The organism is Pseudomonas sp. 65/3-MNA-CIBAN-0223, from assembly GCF_040310425.1.
Lineage (GTDB): Bacteria > Pseudomonadota > Gammaproteobacteria > Pseudomonadales > Pseudomonadaceae > Aquipseudomonas > Aquipseudomonas gregormendelii.
This window is the reverse complement of sequence record NZ_JBEOPV010000006.1, coordinates 189696-209462: the sequence shown is the minus strand read 5'-3', so window position 1 is coordinate 209462 and position 19767 is coordinate 189696. Positions and strand designations below refer to the sequence as shown.

17 protein-coding genes are annotated in these 19767 nt (G+C 60.2%); 9 read left to right on the top strand and 8 right to left on the bottom strand.

Going from position 1 to position 19767, the window contains the following annotated elements; all coding sequences use genetic code 11:
* Positions 1–106: 106 nt before the first annotated feature.
* From AAEZ09_RS09105 to AAEZ09_RS09085, 5 genes are all read right to left on the bottom strand, one after another.
* Positions 107–2917 carry an FAD-binding and (Fe-S)-binding domain-containing protein gene (locus AAEZ09_RS09105; RefSeq protein WP_350599128.1) on the bottom strand — a complete coding sequence of 937 codons (2811 nt, stop codon included), beginning with the start codon at positions 2915–2917 and terminating at the stop codon, positions 107–109.
* Positions 2914–3585 (bottom strand): LutC/YkgG family protein, encoded by a 672-nt coding sequence (locus tag AAEZ09_RS09100; RefSeq protein ID WP_225570520.1) that lies wholly within the window; start codon positions 3583–3585, stop codon positions 2914–2916. The genes AAEZ09_RS09105 and AAEZ09_RS09100 overlap by 4 nt, the downstream gene beginning before the upstream one ends.
* Positions 3585–5039, bottom strand: a complete 1455-nt coding sequence (locus AAEZ09_RS09095) for a LutB/LldF family L-lactate oxidation iron-sulfur protein (protein WP_350599125.1) — start codon at positions 5037–5039, stop codon at positions 3585–3587. Before AAEZ09_RS09095 ends, AAEZ09_RS09100 begins: the two co-directional genes overlap by 1 nt.
* Entirely contained in the window at positions 5036–5860 is an 825-nt protein-coding gene (locus AAEZ09_RS09090; RefSeq protein ID WP_350599123.1) for a (Fe-S)-binding protein, read from the bottom strand. The genes AAEZ09_RS09095 and AAEZ09_RS09090 overlap by 4 nt, the downstream gene beginning before the upstream one ends.
* A 151-nt stretch (positions 5861–6011) precedes the next feature.
* Positions 6012–7706, bottom strand: coding sequence for a lactate permease LctP family transporter (locus AAEZ09_RS09085; RefSeq protein WP_350599121.1), 1695 nt, complete (start codon positions 7704–7706; stop codon positions 6012–6014).
* A 261-nt stretch (positions 7707–7967) separates the two neighbouring features.
* On the opposite strand from AAEZ09_RS09085, the gene AAEZ09_RS09080 reads away from it, so the two are divergent.
* Entirely contained in the window at positions 7968–8735 is a 768-nt protein-coding gene (locus AAEZ09_RS09080; protein ID WP_350599119.1) for a GntR family transcriptional regulator, read from the top strand.
* Positions 8736–8878: 143 nt separating this feature from the next.
* Here AAEZ09_RS09080 and smpB read toward each other — a convergent pair whose 3' ends face one another.
* Complete coding sequence (gene smpB / locus AAEZ09_RS09075) at positions 8879–9361, bottom strand: SsrA-binding protein SmpB (protein ID WP_028623113.1); 483 nt, start codon at positions 9359–9361, stop codon at positions 8879–8881.
* 118 nt (positions 9362–9479) lie between these two features.
* On the opposite strand from smpB, the gene AAEZ09_RS09070 reads away from it, so the two are divergent.
* Genes AAEZ09_RS09070 through AAEZ09_RS09060 form a run of 3 tightly spaced genes read left to right on the top strand, consistent with a single transcriptional unit; the run spans position 9480 to position 11632 of the window.
* On the top strand, positions 9480–10883 hold the full coding sequence (locus AAEZ09_RS09070) for a sodium-dependent transporter (protein ID WP_045060060.1): 1404 nt from the start codon (positions 9480–9482) through the stop codon (positions 10881–10883).
* Positions 10884–10890: 7 nt separating this feature from the next.
* The gene (locus AAEZ09_RS09065; protein ID WP_045060059.1) at positions 10891–11325 is read left to right on the top strand and encodes a type II toxin-antitoxin system RatA family toxin; all 435 of its coding nucleotides are present in this window, start codon (positions 10891–10893) and stop codon (positions 11323–11325) included.
* Positions 11318–11632, top strand: a complete 315-nt coding sequence (locus tag AAEZ09_RS09060) for an RnfH family protein (RefSeq protein WP_045060058.1) — start codon at positions 11318–11320, stop codon at positions 11630–11632. Before AAEZ09_RS09065 ends, AAEZ09_RS09060 begins: the two co-directional genes overlap by 8 nt.
* A gap of 58 nt (positions 11633–11690) precedes the next feature.
* Here AAEZ09_RS09060 and AAEZ09_RS09055 read toward each other — a convergent pair whose 3' ends face one another.
* On the bottom strand, positions 11691–12218 hold the full coding sequence (locus AAEZ09_RS09055) for an outer membrane protein assembly factor BamE (RefSeq protein ID WP_045060057.1): 528 nt from the start codon (positions 12216–12218) through the stop codon (positions 11691–11693).
* Positions 12219–12315: 97 nt separating this feature from the next.
* Here AAEZ09_RS09055 and fur point away from each other — a divergent pair, with 97 nt between their 5' ends.
* On the top strand, positions 12316–12720 hold the full coding sequence (gene fur, locus AAEZ09_RS09050; RefSeq protein WP_045060056.1) for a ferric iron uptake transcriptional regulator: 405 nt from the start codon (positions 12316–12318) through the stop codon (positions 12718–12720).
* A gap of 202 nt (positions 12721–12922) precedes the next feature.
* Here the strand turns inward: fur and recN are convergent, their stop codons facing one another.
* Entirely contained in the window at positions 12923–14596 is a 1674-nt protein-coding gene (recN, locus tag AAEZ09_RS09045) for a DNA repair protein RecN (RefSeq protein WP_350599116.1), read from the bottom strand.
* Between the two features lie 240 nt (positions 14597–14836).
* Here recN and grpE point away from each other — a divergent pair, with 240 nt between their 5' ends.
* From grpE to dapB, 4 genes are all read left to right on the top strand, one after another.
* On the top strand, positions 14837–15403 hold the full coding sequence (gene grpE / locus AAEZ09_RS09040) for a nucleotide exchange factor GrpE (protein ID WP_045060054.1): 567 nt from the start codon (positions 14837–14839) through the stop codon (positions 15401–15403).
* Positions 15404–15505: 102 nt separating this feature from the next.
* A complete protein-coding gene (gene dnaK / locus AAEZ09_RS09035) occupies positions 15506–17422 on the top strand; it encodes a molecular chaperone DnaK (RefSeq protein ID WP_045060053.1) in 1917 nt (638 codons plus the stop codon).
* A gap of 298 nt (positions 17423–17720) precedes the next feature.
* The gene (dnaJ, locus tag AAEZ09_RS09030) at positions 17721–18845 is read left to right on the top strand and encodes a molecular chaperone DnaJ (RefSeq protein ID WP_205893406.1); all 1125 of its coding nucleotides are present in this window, start codon (positions 17721–17723) and stop codon (positions 18843–18845) included.
* A gap of 10 nt (positions 18846–18855) precedes the next feature.
* Complete coding sequence (dapB, locus tag AAEZ09_RS09025; RefSeq protein WP_045060051.1) at positions 18856–19659, top strand: 4-hydroxy-tetrahydrodipicolinate reductase; 804 nt, start codon at positions 18856–18858, stop codon at positions 19657–19659.
* The last annotated feature ends 108 nt before the right edge of the window (positions 19660–19767 follow it).

The window sequence follows — 19767 nt, the reverse complement described above, 5'->3', positions numbered from 1 at the left end:
GCGCCGGGCTTGGCCGGCGTCAGGACGGGCTGCCGAGTTTGGGTAAAGCCCGGCAGGGCCGGGTTACTTGGTTGACTACAGCCAGGCGCAAGGGTTCTATTTTTCTTCAGGTCGCTCGCGCTCGGGTGACCCGGTCCACGAGGTAGACCAGCCCGTGGTAGTCGATTCCACCGTGTTGGCTGAGGCCGATTTCACAGGTGCGGCTGGTGGATATGCCTTCGCTGCAGTGCTGCACGGCGTCCTTGAGCGAGCGCAGTGAATGCGCGTTCAGTTCCGGGGTGGTGAAGCCTTTGTCGCCGGCAAAACCGCAGCAGTGAATACCTTCCGGAATGACCACGTTGGTGCTGCATTTGCGCGCCAGGTCGATCAGCGCCTGGCTCTCGCCCAGGTGTTGGGTGCTGCAGGTGACGTGGACGGCGATGGGCGCTTGCTGCGGGGTGAAGTCGAGGCGATCCATCAGGTGGGTGCGGATGAATCGAACCGGGTCGTACAGGTCCAGGCGCACTTCGCCCAGGTCCTGGACCAGGCGCAAGGTGCAGGGGCTGGTGTCGCAGTAGATCGGGTCAAGCCCGCCGCGGCTGGCGTGCAACAGTGCGCCGATGAGCTCCTGGCGCTTGTGTTCGGCCTGCTCGGCGTAGCCCTTGGAAGCGAAGGGCTGGCCGCAGCAGAGACTGTCCAGGTTGTCTGGGAAGACCACCTGGTAGCCGGCCTTTTCCAGCAGGCCGCGGGTTTTGTCGTAGAGCGACATTTGCTCGTTATCACCGGCTGCCGGGCCCATCACACGCGAGACGCAGGCGGCCAGATAGACCACCCGGGGGCGGTCGTCCGAGAGGGTCGGGCTGAAGCGAATGGCTTTTTCCGGCTGGGGCATGGCGTTGGTCCACTGCGGGACCTGGCCTCTGGATAATTTGCTGAGTGCCGCTGACACCTTCGCCAGTCGCGGCGCACCCAGGAGCATCCGGGCGCCGTTGGCCACGTGCAGGGTGAAGCGCGCGCCTTGCAGGGCGGTGGCGAAATTGCCTTCCAGCCAGTTGGCGGTTTTCTGGCTGGTTGCCTTGCGGCTGCGCAGCTTCTTCACCAGTTCGCCGGTATTGATGCCTACCGGGCAGCGCTGTGCGCAGAGACCAGTAGCGGCGCAGGTGTCGATGCCCTGGTATTCGTAAGCGGCTTCCAGCTCTGTGGTGTCGACACCGGCGCGTTTTTTCGCCTGGATATCGCGCCAGATCACGATGCGCTGGCGCGGGCTCAGGGTCAGTCCCTTGGACGGGCACACGGGTTCGCAAAAGCCGCACTCGATACACTTGTCCACAATCTCGTCGGCGGCGGGCAGGGGCTTGAGGTGCTTGAGATGGATCTGCGGGTCTTCGCTGAGTACCACGTCCGGGTTGAGGATGCCGGCGGGATCGAGCAGGCGCTTGAGCTGCCACATCAACTGGTAGGCATCGCTGCCCCACTCCAGTTCAACGAAGGGCGCCATGTTGCGGCCGGTGCCGTGTTCGGCCTTGAGCGAACCGCCAAATTCCACGGCGACCAGTTGCGCCACGTCTTCCATGAACGCCTGGTAGCGCGCGACTTCTTGGGGGTTGTTGAAGCCTTGGGTGAAGACGAAGTGCAGGTTGCCTTCCAGGGCGTGGCCGAAGAGGATCGCTTCGTCGTAATGATGTTTGTCGAACAGCTCGATCAGGCGGTTTACGCCGATGGCCAGCTGTTCCACGGGGAAGGTGACGTCTTCGATGATGACCGTGGTGCCGGTTTTACGCACGGCGCCGACGGCGGGGAAGGTGTCCTTGCGGATCGCCCAGAGGCGGGCGTTCTCGACCGGGTCTTCAGTGAAGTCGACTTGTTTTTCCACGGGGAACGAAGTCAACGACGCCATGATCCGCGCCAGTTGTTCCTGCAGCAAACTCGATGACGCGGCGCGGGATTCGATCAGCAGGGCGCAGGCATTGTTCGACAGCTGCTGTACGAAAGCCGGCATGCCGGGTTTGTCCTGCACCGAGCGCAGGCTGCGGCGGTCGAGCAGTTCCACGGCGGACACCGGCTGGCTTTTCAAAACGCTGACCGCGTTGCAGCAGGTTTCGACGTCCGGGAAGACGATCAGCGCCGAGGCTTTGTTGGGGTGGTCGATCACGGTGTCGTAGGTCACGGCGCTGATAAAGCCCAGCGTGCCTTCGGAGCCCACCAGCAGGTGGCTCAAGATATCCACAGGCTCGTCGAAATCCACCAGGGCGTTGAGTGACAGGCCGGTGGTATTTTTCAGACGGTATTTGTGGCGAATTCTTGCCGCCAGTTCGGTATTGGCGCGGGTTTCACGGCCTAGCGTGGCCAGGCGCTCCAGCAGGGCTGCGTGGCTCTGGCGGAATGCCGCGACACTGGCCGCGTCTTCGGTGTCGAGGCGGCTGCCGTCAGCCAGCACCAGGCGAATGCCGGCCAGGGTGTGATAGGTGTTTTGCGCAGTGCCGCAGCACATGCCGCTGGCGTTGTTGGCGACGATGCCGCCGATTTTGCAGGCGTTGATCGACGCCGGGTCCGGGCCGATCTTGCGTCCGAACGGCGCCAGCCATGCGTTGGCCTGTGCGCCGATCACGCCCGGTTGCAGGCGGATTTGTGTGCCCTGGCCGCGGATCTCGCGGCCGTTCCAGTTATCCCCAAGCACGATCAGCACCGAGTCGCTGATTGCCTGGCCGGACAGGCTGGTGCCCGCCGCGCGGAAGGTCACCGAAACCTGGTCCCGTTGCGCCAGCTTCAGCAGCGCCACCACTTCGTCTTCGGACTCGACTCGGATCACCAGCTGGGGAATCAGCCGGTAGAAGCTGGCGTCGGTACCGAAGGCCAGCGTCGACAGCGGGTCGTCGAAGCGCCGCTCCTGGGGGATCAGTTGCTGCGCGTCTCGCAGGAAAGCCGCCGGTAAAGTCATTGGTCCTCCAGAATCAAAACCACCAGGTCTTTCGGGCCGTGGGCGCCGTAGGCCAGCACTTGTTCGATGTCAGCAGTCTTCGACGGACCGGACACCAGCAAGGCGTTGGTCGGCATGCCTTGGGCCCACTCGAATTCCTGTTGCACCTGGTAGAAGTTGTCGCGGATTTCGCTCGCCTTGAGCAGGGCGAAATGCACCGGCGGCACCAGGCTCATCAAGCGAGGCTCTTCCCGGGTTGGCCAGAGGATCAGGCTGCCGGTGGCGGCGATGGCACCCAGGGTCGTGGTCAGGCTGGCCGGCGTGTCGTGGAACAGCTCGGCTTTCCATTCCTCGATCGGACGATTGTATGATTTGAGTGTTGGCAGCTGCGGATTGTTCGCCCAATGCTGAGTGACGCGTTGGCCGTGTGCAGTGGTCGGGGCGATCAGCAAGCTGGGTAGCTGGCGATCCTTGACTAGTTGCGCGAGCAGTGCCGGCCACTGTTCATCGCACGTCAGGTGGATCTCGGTGTGCACCGCTTCCATCAGCTTGCGCAGTTGCGGGATGCGTTGTTCGGGCGCGTAGGTGTAGGGCGCTGTCAGCAGTTCGACGTCGAAGTCGTCAGGCACCGGCGTGGTTCCCGTCAGACTGTTGCGTAACTTGCCGAGGATATTCTGCTTGGCACTCATCAACGATCTCCCTGTCTGGCCAGATGTTCGCGGGCCATGTCGTGCAATGAACGGGCAGCCGGCTTTGGCGCGCTGTGGTTTTGTGTCCACGGGCCCAGGCGGGTCGGTGTGAGGGCGCGCAGGCGGGTGGCGAAGAAGCCGAACAGGCGATAGAGCGTCGGTGAACTGTTGAGCCTGGCCCAGGAATTCCAGATGAAGCGTTCCTTGCGCGAATACTTGCTGCCCTGGCCGCGCATGACCGGGTTCGGGCTGTCGGGGGCCTTGACGTTCTCTTCGCGCAGGCGCCGCAGCAACGCGGGGATAGGAATTTTGACCGGGCAGACTTCACCGCACGCCCCGCACAGCGACGATGCGCTGGGGTGGTCCGGAACCTTCGCCAGGCCAACCAGGTGTGGGGTGATGATTTTGCCGATGGGCCCTGGGTACACCTCGCCGTAGGCGTGGCCGCCGATTCGGGTGTAGACCGGGCAATGATTCATGCAGGCGCCGCAGCGGATGCAGTTGAGGGTCTGGCGCAGCTCGCTGTCGGCGAAAGCCTGGCTGCGGCCGTTGTCCAGCAGCACCAGATGCACTTCCTGCGGGCCGTCGAGTTCATGTTCCTGGCGCGGGCCGGAGATCATGTTGACGTAGGTGGTGATCGGCTGGCCGAGGGCGGAACGGGTCAGCAGCGACAGCAGCGGCACCACGTCGCGCAGGTTCTCGACCACTTTTTCGATGCCGGTGACGGCAATGTGCACCGGCGGCACCGTGGTGGTCATGCGCCCGTTGCCTTCGTTTTCCACCAGCAGCAGGGTGCCGGTTTCGGCCACGGCGAAGTTGACACCGGAGACGCCGATGTCTGCTTCGAAGAATTTCTGCCGCAGGACTTTGCGACCGATCTGAATGAGTTGGTCAACGTCCTTGGTGTACTCCACGCCAAGTTTGTCGTGGAACAAGGACGCGACCTGACCGGCATTCTTGTGGATTGCCGGCATAATGATGTGTGAAGGCTTCTCGTGGTCGAGCTGGACGATGTACTCGCCCATGTCCGATTCCAGGCATTCAATGCCCCGATCAGCAAGGAAATGATTCATCTCCATTTCTTCGCTGACCATCGATTTGCCCTTGATCACTTGCCGCCCCTCGTGAGCGCGGATGATCGAGAGGACGATGCCATTGGCCTCGTCCACCGTTTCCGCCCAGTGCACTGTCACACCGTTGCGGGTCAGGTTCTGTTCAAGCTGCTCGAGCAGGTCGGGCAGCTTGGATAAAGCACGGGCGCGGACGGCATTGCCGAGCGTTCGCAGATGTTCCCTTTCGTGGGCATCGCTGAAAGACGCTGCCCTTTTTGTCATCAGTGAATCCATCGCCGTGCGAAAGTTGTTTCGCAACTGCGGGTCACCCAGTGCCGTGTGGGCTCGGGTGCGAAAATCTTCTTCTACGGCAACCGTAGGAATAATCGCGGAAGCGTTCATAGAACACCTCCGGTTCGCTGCCAGAGGAAACTGGCCAGGTGTTGGCCGCGTAACGCTTCCTTCTGTTTTTCCAGCGAGCCGTTGATGTTCATCAGGCAACCGCAATCGGCACTCAGTACCTGGTGCGCGCCCGACTCCTTCAGCGACCGGGTCTTGTCAGCCACCATCGCGCCGGAAATGTCTGGCATACGGACGCTGAAAGTCCCACCGAAGCCACAGCATTCACTTTCGTGGCTGTGGTCGACTCGCTCCACGTTGCTCAGTTGCGACAACAACTCGCGACCGTGCAGGTGGGTGTTCATCTCACGACGCGCCGAACACGAGGTGTGCAACGCCACTTTCACCGGCTCGCCGCTGTCCTTGAGCTGCACCTTGCAGACAAACAGCAGGAACTCGGCCAGTTCATACGTCCGGGCCGCCAGGGCCTGAACCTGTTTCAGCGTTTGCGGCTCGTCCTTGAACAAGTCGGCATAGTGTTCGCGCAACATCCCGGCACAGGATCCCGACGGCACTACCACCGGGTAATCTGCGGCGAACAGCGCCAGTTGCGAGCGCGCGACGATCCTTGCCTGCTCGGTGTAACCCGAGGTGTAGGCCGGTTGTCCGCAGCAGCTCTGCCCCTGCGGGTACTCGACCCGAATGCCTTCGCGTTCCAGCAAGCGGATCGCATCCATCCCGGCTTCGGGATAGAACAGATCCACCACGCAGGTCCCGAACAGGTAGACCCGTGACGGTTTCTCTCTGGGGTATTGCCGAGGCTCAGGCAGTGGCGGGGCCACGCGGGTCGCGTTCGGCACGGCGTTGTAAAAAAGCTCGCTCATCAGGCGTGTCTCCGGGTGGGCCCGGTTATCCGTCCGCTGAGGCTGCTGAATATAGAGAGGGAAGCTTTCAGCAGCCTTACAGACCGGGTTGTGAATAGCTGACGCCGGAGTCATGGTCCGGCGTCGGTTTTTTCGATGCTGCTTCTAGGTCTTAGTGCACCAGCATGCCGGTGAGCCAGTAGGCCTGGATGTAGGTGATCAGGCCGACGATCGTTGCAAAGAACAGGCTGTGCTTGAGGGTGAAGCGGAACAGATCCGACTCCTTGCCCACCAGGCCGGTCGCGGCGCAGGCCACGGCGATCGATTGCGGCGAGATCATCTTGCCGGTCACGCCGCCACTGGTGTTTGCCGCTACCAGCAGCACATCACTGACGCCGATCTGGTGCGCGGTGGTCGCTTGCAACGAGCTGAACAGCGCGTTGGACGACGTGTCGGAACCGGTCAGGAACACGCCCAGCCAGCCGAGGAACGGCGAGAAGAACGGGAAGGCCGCGCCGGTGCCTGCCAATACCAGCGCCATGGTCGAAGACATGCCCGAGTAGTTGGTGACGAAGGCAAAGGCCAGGACCATACCGATGGACAGAATCGGCCAGCGCAGTTCGTAGAAGGTCTCTCTCAAAGTGGTAAGACCAGTTTTGAAATTGATCTTCAGTACCAGCATCGAGATCAGAGCGGAGAAGAAAATCGCCGTGCCGGTGGCGGAAATCGGGTCGAGCTTGAACACCGCTGGAATGGCGGTTGGCGCAGTCACGATCGGTGCGACTTTGATCACCATCTGATCCAGGTGCGGAATCGCGAAGTTGAACACCCAGCTGTACATCGAGCCGCCGGCAGCAAACATTGCCTTGAACGGTTTGAGGGTCCAGATGGTGACCAGCACGGTGAGAATCAGGAACGGCGACCAGGCTTTGATGATTTCGAACAGGCTGTATGGGGATGCCACGCTGGTGCGCGGTTGGCCGAAACCACCGGCGCTGGCGGTCACCACCGAGGCCGAGACGGCACCGGCGATGTGTTGGCCGGCGGCGCGTTTTGGCTGCCAGACTTTCAGGAACAGCGTCAGGGAAATCAGGCTGACCAGGGCCGAGGTGATGTCCGGCAGCTCAGGGCCGATAAAGTTCGACGTGAAGTATTGAGTGATGGCAAAGCTCAAACCGGCGACCAGCGCAGCAGGCCAGGTCTCACGAACGCCGCGCAGGCCATCCATCATGAACACCAGCCAGAACGGCACGAACAGCGACAGCAGCGGCAGTTGGCGACCGGTCATGGCGCCGATCTTGAACGCGTCGATGCCGGTCACTTGCCCGGCCACGATGATCGGAATCCCCAAGGCACCGAAGGCCACTGGCGCGGTGTTGGCGATCAGGCACAGGCCCGCGGCGTACAGTGGGTTGAAGCCGAGTCCTACCAGCAATGCGGCGGTAATCGCTACCGGCGCACCGAAACCGGCAGCACCTTCCAGGAACGCACCGAAGCAGAAACCGATCAGCAGAACCTGCAAGCGCTGGTCGTCGGTGATCGACAACACCGAGCTGCGGATGACCTCGAACTGACCACTCTTGACCGTCAGTTTGTAGAGGAACACAGCGGCAACAATGATCCACGCAATCGGCCACAGACCGTAGGCGAAGCCATAGCCTGCAGCGGCGAACGCCATGTCGACGGGCATCTGGAAAGCGAAGATTGCGACGGCGATGGACAACGCCAGCGTGATACTGCCGGCCACGTGCCCTTTGAGGCGGAACACCGCCAACGCCAGGAAGAAAAACACGATGGGGATAACGGCGGCGAGCGCGGAGAAGCCAAGGCTGCCGAGCGGGGTATAGAGCTGTTGCCAGGTTTGCATATGGGGTGGCCCCTAATTGTTGTTGGTCAGGCACTGGTCAGCGTGCTTGGATAATTGGTAATACCAATTTACAATCGCTGTTGGCTAGGGTAAAAGCCTTCTGGGGGGTGTGTCAATTTGCCGCCCGCAAACTTTCGTCTTAGGTGCGCCTGGCGGGTCGATTTTTCGTTCGACTTAACAGTGTCTGGCAGGTGCCTGCGCAGCGCCGATAGGCCAGAATAGAGAGCCCGGCGAGTGGTCGGGATCGTGGAGAAATGAGTCATGGGGTTTGATCAGATTCGGCAGCGCCGTTTGTCTGACGATATTGTCGAGCAGCTCGAGGGGATGATTCTCGAGGGCACGCTGAAGGCCGGTGAGCGCTTGCCTGCCGAGCGTGCGCTGGCCGAGCAGTTCGGCGTTTCGCGGCCGTCTTTACGCGAAGCGATCCAGAAACTGGCGGCCAAGGGCTTGCTGGTCAGTCGTCAGGGCGGTGGCAACTATGTGGTGGAATCCCTGGGCACGACGTTCAGCGATCCGTTGCTGCATCTGCTGGAAAGCAATCCCGAGGCACAGCGCGATTTGCTGGAGTTTCGCCACACCCTGGAAGCTTCATGCGCCTATTACGCAGCGCTGCGCGCTACCGATGTGGATCGCGAGCGATTGACTGCGGCATTCAATCAGCTGCAGGACTGCTACACGCGACACGATGAAATCAGTCGCGCGGAGGAGGGCGCCGCTGATGCGAAATTTCACCTGGCGATTGCCGAAGCGAGCCACAACGCCGTGTTGTTGCACACGATTCGCGGGCTGTTCGATCTGCTAAAGCGCAATGTCGTGACCAACATCGGCGGGATGTACAAGCAGCGCACGGAAACCCGCGACATGCTGATCACTCAGCACCGGGAGCTGTACCTGGCGATTATCGAGGGGCGTGCCGAGCAGGCGCGAGAGGTGTCCAGCAGGCATATCCTGTATGTGCAGGAGGTGCTGGAGGAGGTGCGTCAGGAAGTGCAACGCATGGCTCGGGCGGAGCGGCGCAAAGGAATGTAAACGGTTTTGAGTGCAAAAGATCGCAGCCTTCGGCAGCTCCTACATGGATTTTGTTTCAACCCGATTCATCGGGCTCGCAAAAAACTGTAGGAGCTGCCGCAGGCTGCGATCTTTTCGCAGGCGCCGCATTTCAGGCAGAAGAATTAATCTTCCTTGCCCTTGTTCCGCACCGCACGCTGCAGCTCTCGACCGGCGTCGCGTTCGCGTTCGGTGTCGCGCTTGTCGTATTCCTTCTTGCCCTTGCCCAGAGCGATCTCGCACTTGACCATGTGCTTGCTCCAGTACCAGGACAGGCATACGCAGGCATAACCCTTCTGCTGCACGGCGGCGGCCAGCTTTTCCAGCTCGCGCCGATTCAGCAACAGCTTGCGCGTGCGGGTCGGGTCAGCAATGACGTGGGTGCTTGCGGTCATCAGTGGCGTGATATGGCTGCCAAGCAGCCAGGCTTCGCCATCCTTGAGCAGTACATAACTGTCAACCAGTTGTAGCTTGCTCGCCCGCAAACTCTTTACTTCCCAGCCGGCCAGGACCAGACCAGCCTCGAACCGATGTTCGATGAAGTAATCGTGTCGCGCCTTTTTATTTTGCGCGATGGTCCCTGTGGGGTGTTTCTTCTGTTTAGCCATAGGGGCGGCATTATAGGGAGTTGCAAGCAAGTCGGCTACGGTATCGCTACGTGCTTGAGCAGGTTGATTGAATCCCGGACAATGCGCGCTCTTTTTTGAACGCTTGGGCGTGATAACGATGTCGACAGACAAGGTTTCTGTCCACGGCAGTTGGGCTAGCCGCTGGGTCTTCATACTCGCCGCGACCGGTTCGGCCGTGGGCCTGGGTAGTATCTGGAAATTCCCCTACATGGTCGGCGTCTATGGCGGCGGCGCCTTTGTGCTGATGTTCCTGGCCTGCATCGCGCTGATCGGGGTGCCGGTCATGCTGGCCGAAACCCTGATCGGCCGCCGTGCCCGGCAAAGCCCGGCGAATGCCTTGAAGGTGCTGGCCATCGAGGCCGGGCATTCGGGCAAGTGGTCCTGGGGGGCCTTCGCCGGCATGATCACGGCGTTGCTCATCCTGTCTTTCTACAGTGTGGTGGGCGGCTGGTCGCTGGATTACATCATCGACATGGGGCGTGGCGATTTCCAGGGCGTGACACCTGATCAGGTCGGCGCGTATTTCGGTAATGTCATCGCCGACCCCTGGCGCCTGACACTTTGGCACACAATATTCATGCTGCTGTCGGCCGTGGTGATCGCCAAGGGCGTCGTCGCCGGGCTCGAGCGCAGCCTGCGGATCATGATGCCACTGCTGTTCGTGATGATCCTGGTGTTGCTGGGTTACAGCATGACCACGGGCCACTTCATGGAAGGCGTGCATTTCATGTTCGACTTCCATCCGGAAAAAGTCCTTGATGGCTTGCTGCCCGCGATGGGCCATGCGTTCTTCTCCCTCAGTGTCGGCGTTGGTTCGATCATGATCTACGGCGCCTACATGCCGAAGGATTCGTCGATTTCCGGTACGGTTGTTGGCGTGGCGCTGCTGGATACCTTCGTGTCCCTGGTCGCCGGATTGGCCCTGTTCCCGATCGTGTTCGCGGCCGGCCTGAACCCGAGCGAAGGTCCAGGGCTGATGTTTGTCAGCCTGCCTTTCGCCTTCGGCAACGTAGCCTTCGGCCAACTGATGGGCGTAGTGTTCTTCGTGCTGGTGGCCGTTGCGGCCTGGAGTTCGGCGATTTCCCTGCTCGAACCGATGGTGGCCTACCTGGTTGAACGGACCAAGGTCAGCCGCGCCTGGGTGACGTTCTGGCTGGCTTTCACCTGCTGGTTCGTGGGGCTGGGCACGGTGTTTTCCTTCAATATCTGGAAGCAAGCCAAGTTTTTCGTGAACGAAGGCGGGATGTTTCACCTCTATCAATGGGGTGCGGCCGGGGGATTGGACTTCTTCGGCGTGATCGATTTCTTCACCTCGCGAATCATGTTGCCCCTTGGCGGGTTATGTTTCGTGGTGTTTGCAGGCTGGGTAATGGGCCGTGAGGCGGTGCGCGACGAATTGTCGATCCGCCGTCCGGCACTGTTCGCCCTGTCCCTGTTTTTGATGCGCTATGTGGCGCCCATCGGCATTCTTGTAGTGTTTGCCGCCCAGCTGTGGAAGTGACGCTGACATGACGACACATATTCAACGTTCGGCGCTGCTGCCGTATCCGGCACAAGCGCTGTATGACCTGGTGAACGACGTGGCGCGCTATCCGGAATTCCTGCCCTGGTGTTCGTCTGCCGAGGTCCTGGAGAGTTCTGCCGAGCATATGCGCGCCAGTGTCGGCGTGGCGAAGGGTGGCCTCAGCCAGCATTTCGTGACGCGCAATACGCTGGTGCCCGGTCAGTCCATCGAGATGAACCTGGAAGAAGGTCCGTTCAATCAGCTGCATGGCGTCTGGGTGTTCAAGGCGTTGGGCGAGAAGGCCTGCAAGATCAGCCTCGATCTGTCGTTTGATTATGCGGGCCCGATCGTTCGCGCCACCTTGGGGCCGCTGTTCAACCAGGCCGCCAACACCCTGGTGGATGCGTTCTGCCAGCGTGCCAAGCAGATGCATGGTTGAGGTCATGATCGACGTTGAGGTGATGTACGCCGCCGTTGATCGCCAGCTGTTGTTGGCGGTGAGCGTGCCGCCGGGGCTGACCGTGCGCGAGGTTGTGCGGCGCTCCGGGGTTGGCGAAGCGTTTCCCGAGCTTAATCTTGACGAGTGCCCGCTTGGGATCTTCGGCAAGGTGGTGGCCGATCCGCAAAGCCGGCTGGCCCAGGCCGGTGACCGGATCGAGATTTACCGGCCATTGCTGGCGGACCCCAAGGAAGTTCGGCGGCTGCGCGCAGCAAAAGCGGCTGAAGCCAGGGCGCGTAATCAGTAATCGCTGAACCGCAGACAATAAAAAACCCGGCATGCCGGGTTTTTTAATGCGTCGCAAATTATTGCGGCGAAGTGTCCAGAGGCTCTGGAGTCGGGACCGGAACGGTCTCTACGCCGTCCACGTCCTTCTGGATCTGGTCCAGCAACGAGCCTGGCTTGACCGGTTTTTCCGGTTTCGGCTTCTCGACGTTCTCTGCAGGTGCGGTCACATTAGTGCCGCCATCCTGGCCGAGAATGGCTTCGTCACGGCTGACTCCCGGCATGAAATCACCGGAAAGGCTGACAAGCTGGTCATTTGGGTTGAAGATAACGCTAATGCGTTCCTGTTGGCGTTCACCGCCACCGGGTTGCAGGCTGTACAGGTAATCCCAGCGATCGGCATGGAACGTGTCAGTCAGCAGGGGGTTGCCCATGATAAACCGTACTTGCCGACGGGTCATTCCCGGGCGTAACTGGTCTATCATGTCCTGCGTGACGACATTGCCCTGCTGGATGTCGATTTTGTAAACCCCGGGGAATGAACAACCGGCGAGTGCGAGCAGTCCCACAAAGGTGAAACTGGTTAGCAAGAGCTTGGTGTTTTGCATCGGTGGGCGACTTCCACTATCTTGGCTGGGACAACGTAAACGCCGATCATACCCGCATTAAGAGAAGCTGCGAAGCAGCATCGCGAGAAAGCTGACCATGGTTGAAAATAGCGAACTACGCAAAGCCGGCCTCAAAGTGACCCTTCCGCGGGTCAAAATTCTGCAAATGCTCGATTCCGCCGAGCAACGCCACATGAGTGCCGAGGACGTCTACAAGGCGCTGATGGAGGCTGGTGAGGACGTCGGTCTGGCCACGGTTTACCGTGTACTGACCCAGTTCGAGGCAGCTGGCCTTGTGGTGCGGCACAACTTCGACGGAGGCCATGCGGTCTTCGAGCTGGACGACGGCAAGCATCACGACCATATGGTCGACGTCGAAACCAGCGAAGTGATCGAATTCTTCGACGAAGAAATCGAGCGTCTGCAGAAAGCCATCGTCGACAAGTATGGCTTTGAGATGGTTGATCACAATCTTGTGCTGTACGTACGCAAGAAAAAGTAAGTATGTCGCGCGAACCTTCGGTTCGCGAAACGAGCGAAGGCGACCCCAGGGTCGCCTTCGTGCTTTCTGCCGCCTGGCTTGCAAGCGGTTTCGGTAGGAGCTGCCGCAGGCTGCGATCTTTTGATCTTTGCATTACAATGGGCAAAGTCAAAAGGTCGTCCGAACGCGGCCCGAGCCTGCGGCAGCTCCTACAGGGTTCGCTTTAGTTTTTTGCGGTAACCACCATTTTTTTCGCGTGAGCGAGAGATTCCTTGGTGAGGTCGATGCCGCCCAGCATGCGCGCCACTTCTTCCACTCGTTCATTCTTGCTGAGCTTGGACACGGCGGTACGCGTCGCGTCCTCCCCGCGCACCTTGTGCACAAACAGATGTTGATGACCTTGGGCGGCCACCTGCGGCAAGTGGGTCACCGTCAGCACCTGGCCGCGTTCGCCTAGGCGGCGCAGCAGCTGGCCGACAATTTCTGCGGTGGGGCCACCGATACCCACGTCCACTTCGTCGAATACCAGGGTTGGCACCCGAGAGGTCTGGGCCGTGATCACCTGAATGGCCAGGCTGATCCGCGACAACTCGCCGCCCGACGCCACTTTCGCCAGGGCTTTGAGCGGCTGGCCGGGGTTGGCGCTGACCAGCAATTCAACCTGCTCCAGCCCGTTAGGCAGCAGTTCATCACTGGTGTTGGGGCGCAATTCGATACTGAAGCGCCCGCCGGGCATGCCCAGGCGCTGGATTTCCTGTTCAACCGCGCTGGCCAGGCTGCCTGCGGCCTGGTGGCGCAGGTCGCTGAGGTCACGGGCCTTCTCGTGATAATGACGGGCGTAAGACGCCAGCTCATCACTCAAGCGCTCGATGGATTCGTCGTTGGCATTGAGTGTCTCGATTTCATCCAGCAGTTTCTGCTGCATTTCCGCGACTTCGGTCGGCTGGATGCGGTGCTTGCGTGCCATGGTGTAGATCGCATCCAGGCGCTCCTCCAGGTATTGCAGGCGTGCGGGGTCGGCATCGAAGTTGTCGAGGAAACGATTTAGCTCGCCAACGGCTTCTTCGACCTGGATCTGTGCGCTGGTCAGCAGGCTGCTGGCTTCGCCCAGGGCGCCGATGGAGTTGTTCACGCTCGACAGGCGATTGAGGCTGGCCGTCAGGGCGTTCAAGACATTTCCCGAATCACTTTCGCTGCATTGCTCGACCACTTGGCGGCAAATGCCCAGGAGTGTCTCGGCATTGGTCAGGTTCTTGTGCTCCTGCTCCAGCTGTTCCAGCTCGTTTTCGCCAAGGCCGAGGTTTTCCAGTTCTTCGAGCTGGTAGCTGAGCAGTTGATGGCGGGCACGCTGTTCGTCGCCGGAGTTGGAGAGGCGGTCCAGCTCGTGGCGGGTCTGGCGCCAGCGCTGGGCGGCCAGTTGAACATGGCGGGCCAGGTCGGTTGCGCCGGCATACTCGTCCAGCAGGCGGCGGTGAGTGTCGGTCTTCAGCAGGGACTGGTGTTCGTGCTGGCTATGGATGTCGATCAGCAGTTCGCCCAGGGACTTGAGGTCGCCAAGGGGGCAGGGGGTGCCATTGATGTAGCCGCGGGAACGGCCCTCGGCGGTGATCACCCGGCGCAGGATGCACGGCCCGTCGCTGTCGAGGTCGCGCTCGGCCAGCCAGGCACTGGCTTCAGGGATGTCGATCAGGTCGAAGGTGGCCAGGATGTCGGCCTTGTCTGCGCCTGGTCGCACCACGCCGCTGTCGGCGCGATCGCCCAGTGTCAGGCCCAGGGCGTCGAGCATGATCGACTTGCCGGCGCCGGTTTCCCCTGTGATCACGCTCATCCCGCGATCAAGTTCCAGATCGAGATGTTCAACGATGGCGTAGTTGTGTACAGACAGGTGCACCAGCATAAGGGCCGCTCCCAGGTGTTAGGTCTGGTTATTTATACAGTGTTTTCATTCTGGCTGACAATGGCCTCGCTTAGCTCGATTTGCTTGATCCGACGAAACCCTTAGTCCCGTGTTGAATCACAATGCAGCTCTTTTTTGTAGGGTTAATCCGCTCAACCCCTTGAAGCTGGTTTTTGCGGCCCCATATAGCTGGGCAGAAGCGCGAGTTGAGCTCGCGGACGTCATTGAAAGGAGAAATCTATGGCTGACGAACAGACAGTAGATACGCAAAATCCAGACGCCAATCAGGCGCCCGAGACTTCGGGTGATGACCTGGCGACCCGTGTAAAAGTGCTCGAAGAGCAACTGGCAGGCGCTCAGGATCAGGCTTTGCGTGTAGCCGCCGATCTGCAGAACGTCCGCCGTCGCGCCGAGCAGGATGTAGAAAAGGCTCACAAATTTGCGCTGGAAAAATTCGCCAGCGACCTGCTGCCGATCATCGACAGCCTGGAGCGGGGCCTGGAGTTGTCCAACCCGGATGACGAAAGCATCCGCCCAATGCGTGAAGGCATCGAGCTGACCCTGAAAATGTTCCAGGACACCCTGAAGCGTTATCAGCTGGAAGCGATCGACCCGCATGGCGAACCGTTCAACGCCGTTCATCATCAGGCGATGGCCATGCAGGAAAGCGCCGATGTCGAGCCAAACAGCGTGCTCAAGGTGTTCCAGAAGGGCTATCAGCTCAATGGTCGCCTGCTGCGCCCGGCCATGGTCGTGGTCAGCAAGGCCCCTGCGCCAGTTTCGCCTTCTATTGACGAGCAGGCTTGAAATTAGCCGCAAGGCCCCCATTTAGAAGTCAAGTGTTTAAGTGCTACCGCAGTTAGCCACCACTGCTGCGGCAACCAAATCCAAAGTTTCGGGAGAGTTAACATGGGCAAAATTATCGGTATCGACCTGGGGACTACCAACTCCTGCGTCTCCGTGATGGAAAACGGCAAAGCCAAAGTTATTGAAAACGCTGAAGGCGCGCGTACCACGCCGTCGATCATCGCTTACGCCAACGATGGTGAAATCCTGGTTGGCCAGTCGGCCAAGCGTCAGGCAGTGACCAATCCGCACAACACCCTGTACGCGGTGAAGCGTCTGATCGGTCGCAAGTTCGACGAAGAAGTCGTACAAAAAGACATCAAGATGGTCCCTTACAAAATCGCCAAGGCTGACAACGGCGACGCATGGGTAGAAGTGAACGGCCAGAAAATGTCGCCGCCACAAATCTCGGCTGAAATTCTGAAGAAAATGAAGAAGACCGCCGAAGACTACCTCGGCGAGCCAGTGACCGAAGCGGTGATCACCGTTCCGGCCTACTTCAATGACAGCCAGCGTCAAGCGACGAAAGACGCCGGCCGCATCGCGGGCCTGGACGTTAAACGTATCATCAACGAACCAACCGCAGCTGCTCTGGCTTACGGTATGGACAAGGCCAAGGGCGATCACACCGTGATCGTTTACGACCTGGGCGGTGGTACTTTTGACGTTTCCGTGATCGAAATCGCTGAAGTTGATGGCGAGCACCAGTTCGAAGTACTGGCCACCAACGGTGACACGTTCCTGGGCGGTGAAGACTTTGACATTCGTCTGATCGACTACCTCGTTGACGAATTCAAGAAAGAAAGCGGCATGAACCTCAAGGGTGACCCGCTGGCGATGCAGCGCCTGAAAGAAGCCGCTGAAAAAGCCAAGATCGAACTGTCTTCGAGCAATTCGACCGACGTGAACCTGCCGTACATCACTGCAGACGCTACCGGTCCTAAGCACTTGAACGTGAAAATCTCCCGCGCCAAGCTCGAAGCGCTGGTTGAAGACCTGGTTCAACGCACCATCGAACCATGCCGCATCGCTCTGAAAGACTCCGGTATCGACGTTGGCGCTATCAACGACGTGATCCTGGTTGGCGGTCAGACCCGTATGCCACTGGTTCAGAAGCTGGTGACCGAGTTCTTCGGTAAAGAAGCTCGTAAAGACGTGAACCCGGACGAAGCCGTTGCCATGGGTGCTGCTATCCAGGGCGCAGTATTGGCCGGTGATGTGAAAGACGTCCTGCTGCTCGACGTCAGCCCGCTGACCCTGGGTATCGAAACCATGGGTGGCGTGATGACTGCGCTGATCGAGAAAAACACCACGATTCCAACCAAGAAATCGCAAGTGTTCTCGACTGCCGACGACAACCAGGGCGCTGTGACCATTCACGTGCTGCAAGGTGAGCGTAAGCAAGCCGCTCAGAACAAGTCTTTGGGCAAGTTCGACCTGGCCGAGATTCCACCAGCACCACGTGGCGTGCCACAAATTGAAGTGACCTTCGACATCGACGCCAACGGCATCCTGCACGTAGGCGCCAAGGACAAGGCCACTGGCAAGACTCAGTCGATCGTGATCAAGGCCAACTCGGGTCTGTCCGAGGAAGAAATTCAGCAGATGATTCGCGATGCTGAAACCAACGCCGACGAAGATCGCAAGTTCGAAGAGCTGGCCGCTGCCCGTAACCAGGGTGATGCGCTGGTGCACTCGACTCGCAAAATGATCGCTGATGCTGGCGACAAGGTTAGCGCTGAAGAGAAGACTGCAATCGAAGCTGCTGTGGTAGCCCTGGAAGCCGCTGTCAAAGGCGACGACAAGGCTGCGATCGAAGCCAAGGTTGAAGAGCTGTCGAAAGTCTCCGCTCCAGTGGCGCAGAAGATGTACGCCGAACAGGCCCAGCCTGCTGAAGGCGCTGCACCGCAGGACGAAAAGGCTGAGAAGGCCGATGACGTCGTCGACGCTGAGTTCGAAGAAGTCAAAGACAACAAGTAAGTTGTTGGTCGCCCGGTTGACTGCCTTCAGGCGGTGACTGGTAGGATGTCGCCGCGCGGGAGCCTGCTCCCGCGTTGGCGTGTCTGGAGTACGAGAATTTTTTACAGCATGCGGCAGCGTTCGTATGTTGCTGGTATGGCCGGGAATGCTCCTGCTTTCCGCGCCGCAAGTACCGCAATGAATCAAAGACCAGGATCGTTGAATTGACGTGAGTTGGGTCCGGGCCTGTATTGGGGCTCAACGAGTTTGGCAAGGCTCAGGAGAGGTTTGCCGGACGTCCTCAAGAGTGCAAAGACTTATGGCAAAGCGTGACTATTACGAAGTGTTGGGTGTTGAGCGTGGCTCAAGCGAAGCAGACCTGAAGAAGGCCTACCGCCGCCTGGCAATGAAGCATCACCCGGACCGTAATCCCGATGACAAAGCGTCGGAAGAGATGTTCAAGGAGGCCAACGAGGCCTACGAAGTGCTGTCCGATTCGAGCAAGCGCGCCGCTTACGACCAGTACGGTCATGCCGGCGTCGACCCGAGCATGGGCGGCGGTGGGCCAGGTTTCGGTGGTCAGAATTTCTCCGACATCTTTGGCGATGTGTTCAGCGATTTCTTCGGTGGCGGTCGCGGCGGTGCTCGTGGCGGCGCCCAGCGCGGCAGCGACCTGCGCTACACGCTGGAGCTGAACCTGGAAGAGGCGGTGCGCGGTACTACCGTGAATATCCGCGTTCCGACATTGGTCAACTGCAAGCCGTGCGATGGCTCGGGTGCCAAGAAGGGCTCGGCGCCTGTTACCTGCCCGACCTGCGGCGGCATCGGCCAGGTTCGCATGCAGCAAGGCTTCTTCTCGGTACAGCAGACCTGCCCGCGCTGCCATGGCCAGGGCAAGATCATTTCCGACCCGTGCGATTCCTGCCAGGGAGACGGTCGTATCGAAGAGTACAAGACCCTGTCGGTGAAAGTGCCGGCCGGTGTCGATACCGGTGATCGCATCCGCCTGTCCGGCGAAGGCGAGGCGGGTGCCCAGGGCGGCCCTACTGGCGACCTCTATGTGGTGATCAACGTGCGCGAGCACGCGATCTTCCAGCGCGACGGCAAGCATCTGTTCTGTGAAGTGCCGATCAGTTTCGTCGACGCGGCGCTGGGCGGCGAGCTGGAGATTCCGACCCTGGATGGTCGAGTCAAGCTGAAGATCCCCGAGGGCACCCAGACCGGCAAGCAGTTCCGGGTCCGTGGCAAAGGCGTTGCGCCGGTGCGCGGTGGCGGTGCCGGCGACCTGATGTGCCGGGTGGCGGTCGAAACCCCGGTAAACCTGGGTCGTCGTCAGCGCGAATTGCTGGAAGAGTTCCGCAGCTCGCTGGCGGACGATAACAGCCATTCGCCGAAAACCACTGGCTGGTTCGAAGGCGTGAAGCGCTTCTTCGGCGATTTGTAAGGAGAAGGGCATGCGACGTATTGCAGTGATGGGCGCCGCCGGGCGCATGGGTAAAACCCTGATTGAAGCCGTGCAGCAAACCCCGGGCGCCGGCCTGACGGCGGCTGTGGATCGTCCCGACAGCACGCTGGTCGGTGCGGATGCCGGTGAGCTGGCGGCGCTGGGTCGCATTGGCGTTCCGCTGTCTGGTGACCTGGCTCGGGTGGCCGACGAGTTCGACGTGCTGATCGACTTTACTCACCCGACAGTGACCCTGAAGAACCTCGCCTTCTGCCGCAAGCACGGCAAGGCGATGATCATCGGCACAACGGGTTTCAGTGTCGAAGAGAAGCAACTGCTGGCCGAGGCGGGCAAGGACATTCCAATTGTCTTCGCTGCCAACTTCAGCGTCGGCGTCAACCTGTGCCTGAAACTGCTCGATACGGCGGCGCGGGTGCTGGGTGATGATGTCGATATCGAAATCACCGAGGCTCACCATCGGCATAAAGTCGATGCGCCGTCAGGCACTGCCGTGCGCATGGGTGAGGTGATTGCCGATGCCCTCGGTCGTGATCTGAAGAAGGTTGCGGTGTACGGTCGTGAGGGTCAGACCGGCGCTCGCGAGCGCGAGACCATCGGTTTTGCCACCGTGCGTGCCGGCGACATCGTTGGCGATCACACGGTGCTGTTCGCCGCCGACGGTGAGCGCGTCGAGATCACCCACAAGGCGTCCAGTCGCATGACCTTCGCCAAGGGTGCGGTGCGTGCCGCATTGTGGCTGGACGGGCGTGAGCCTGGTCTGTACGACATGCAAGACGTGCTCGACCTGCGTTAAGATGCACCTGAAATCGGGCTCGCGCGCAGCGTTTGAGCCCGTTTTTACTCCGCCAAGCGACGACCTGTCGCATTCTCCGGCCTTTAAGGCTCATTGGCGGTAGACCAA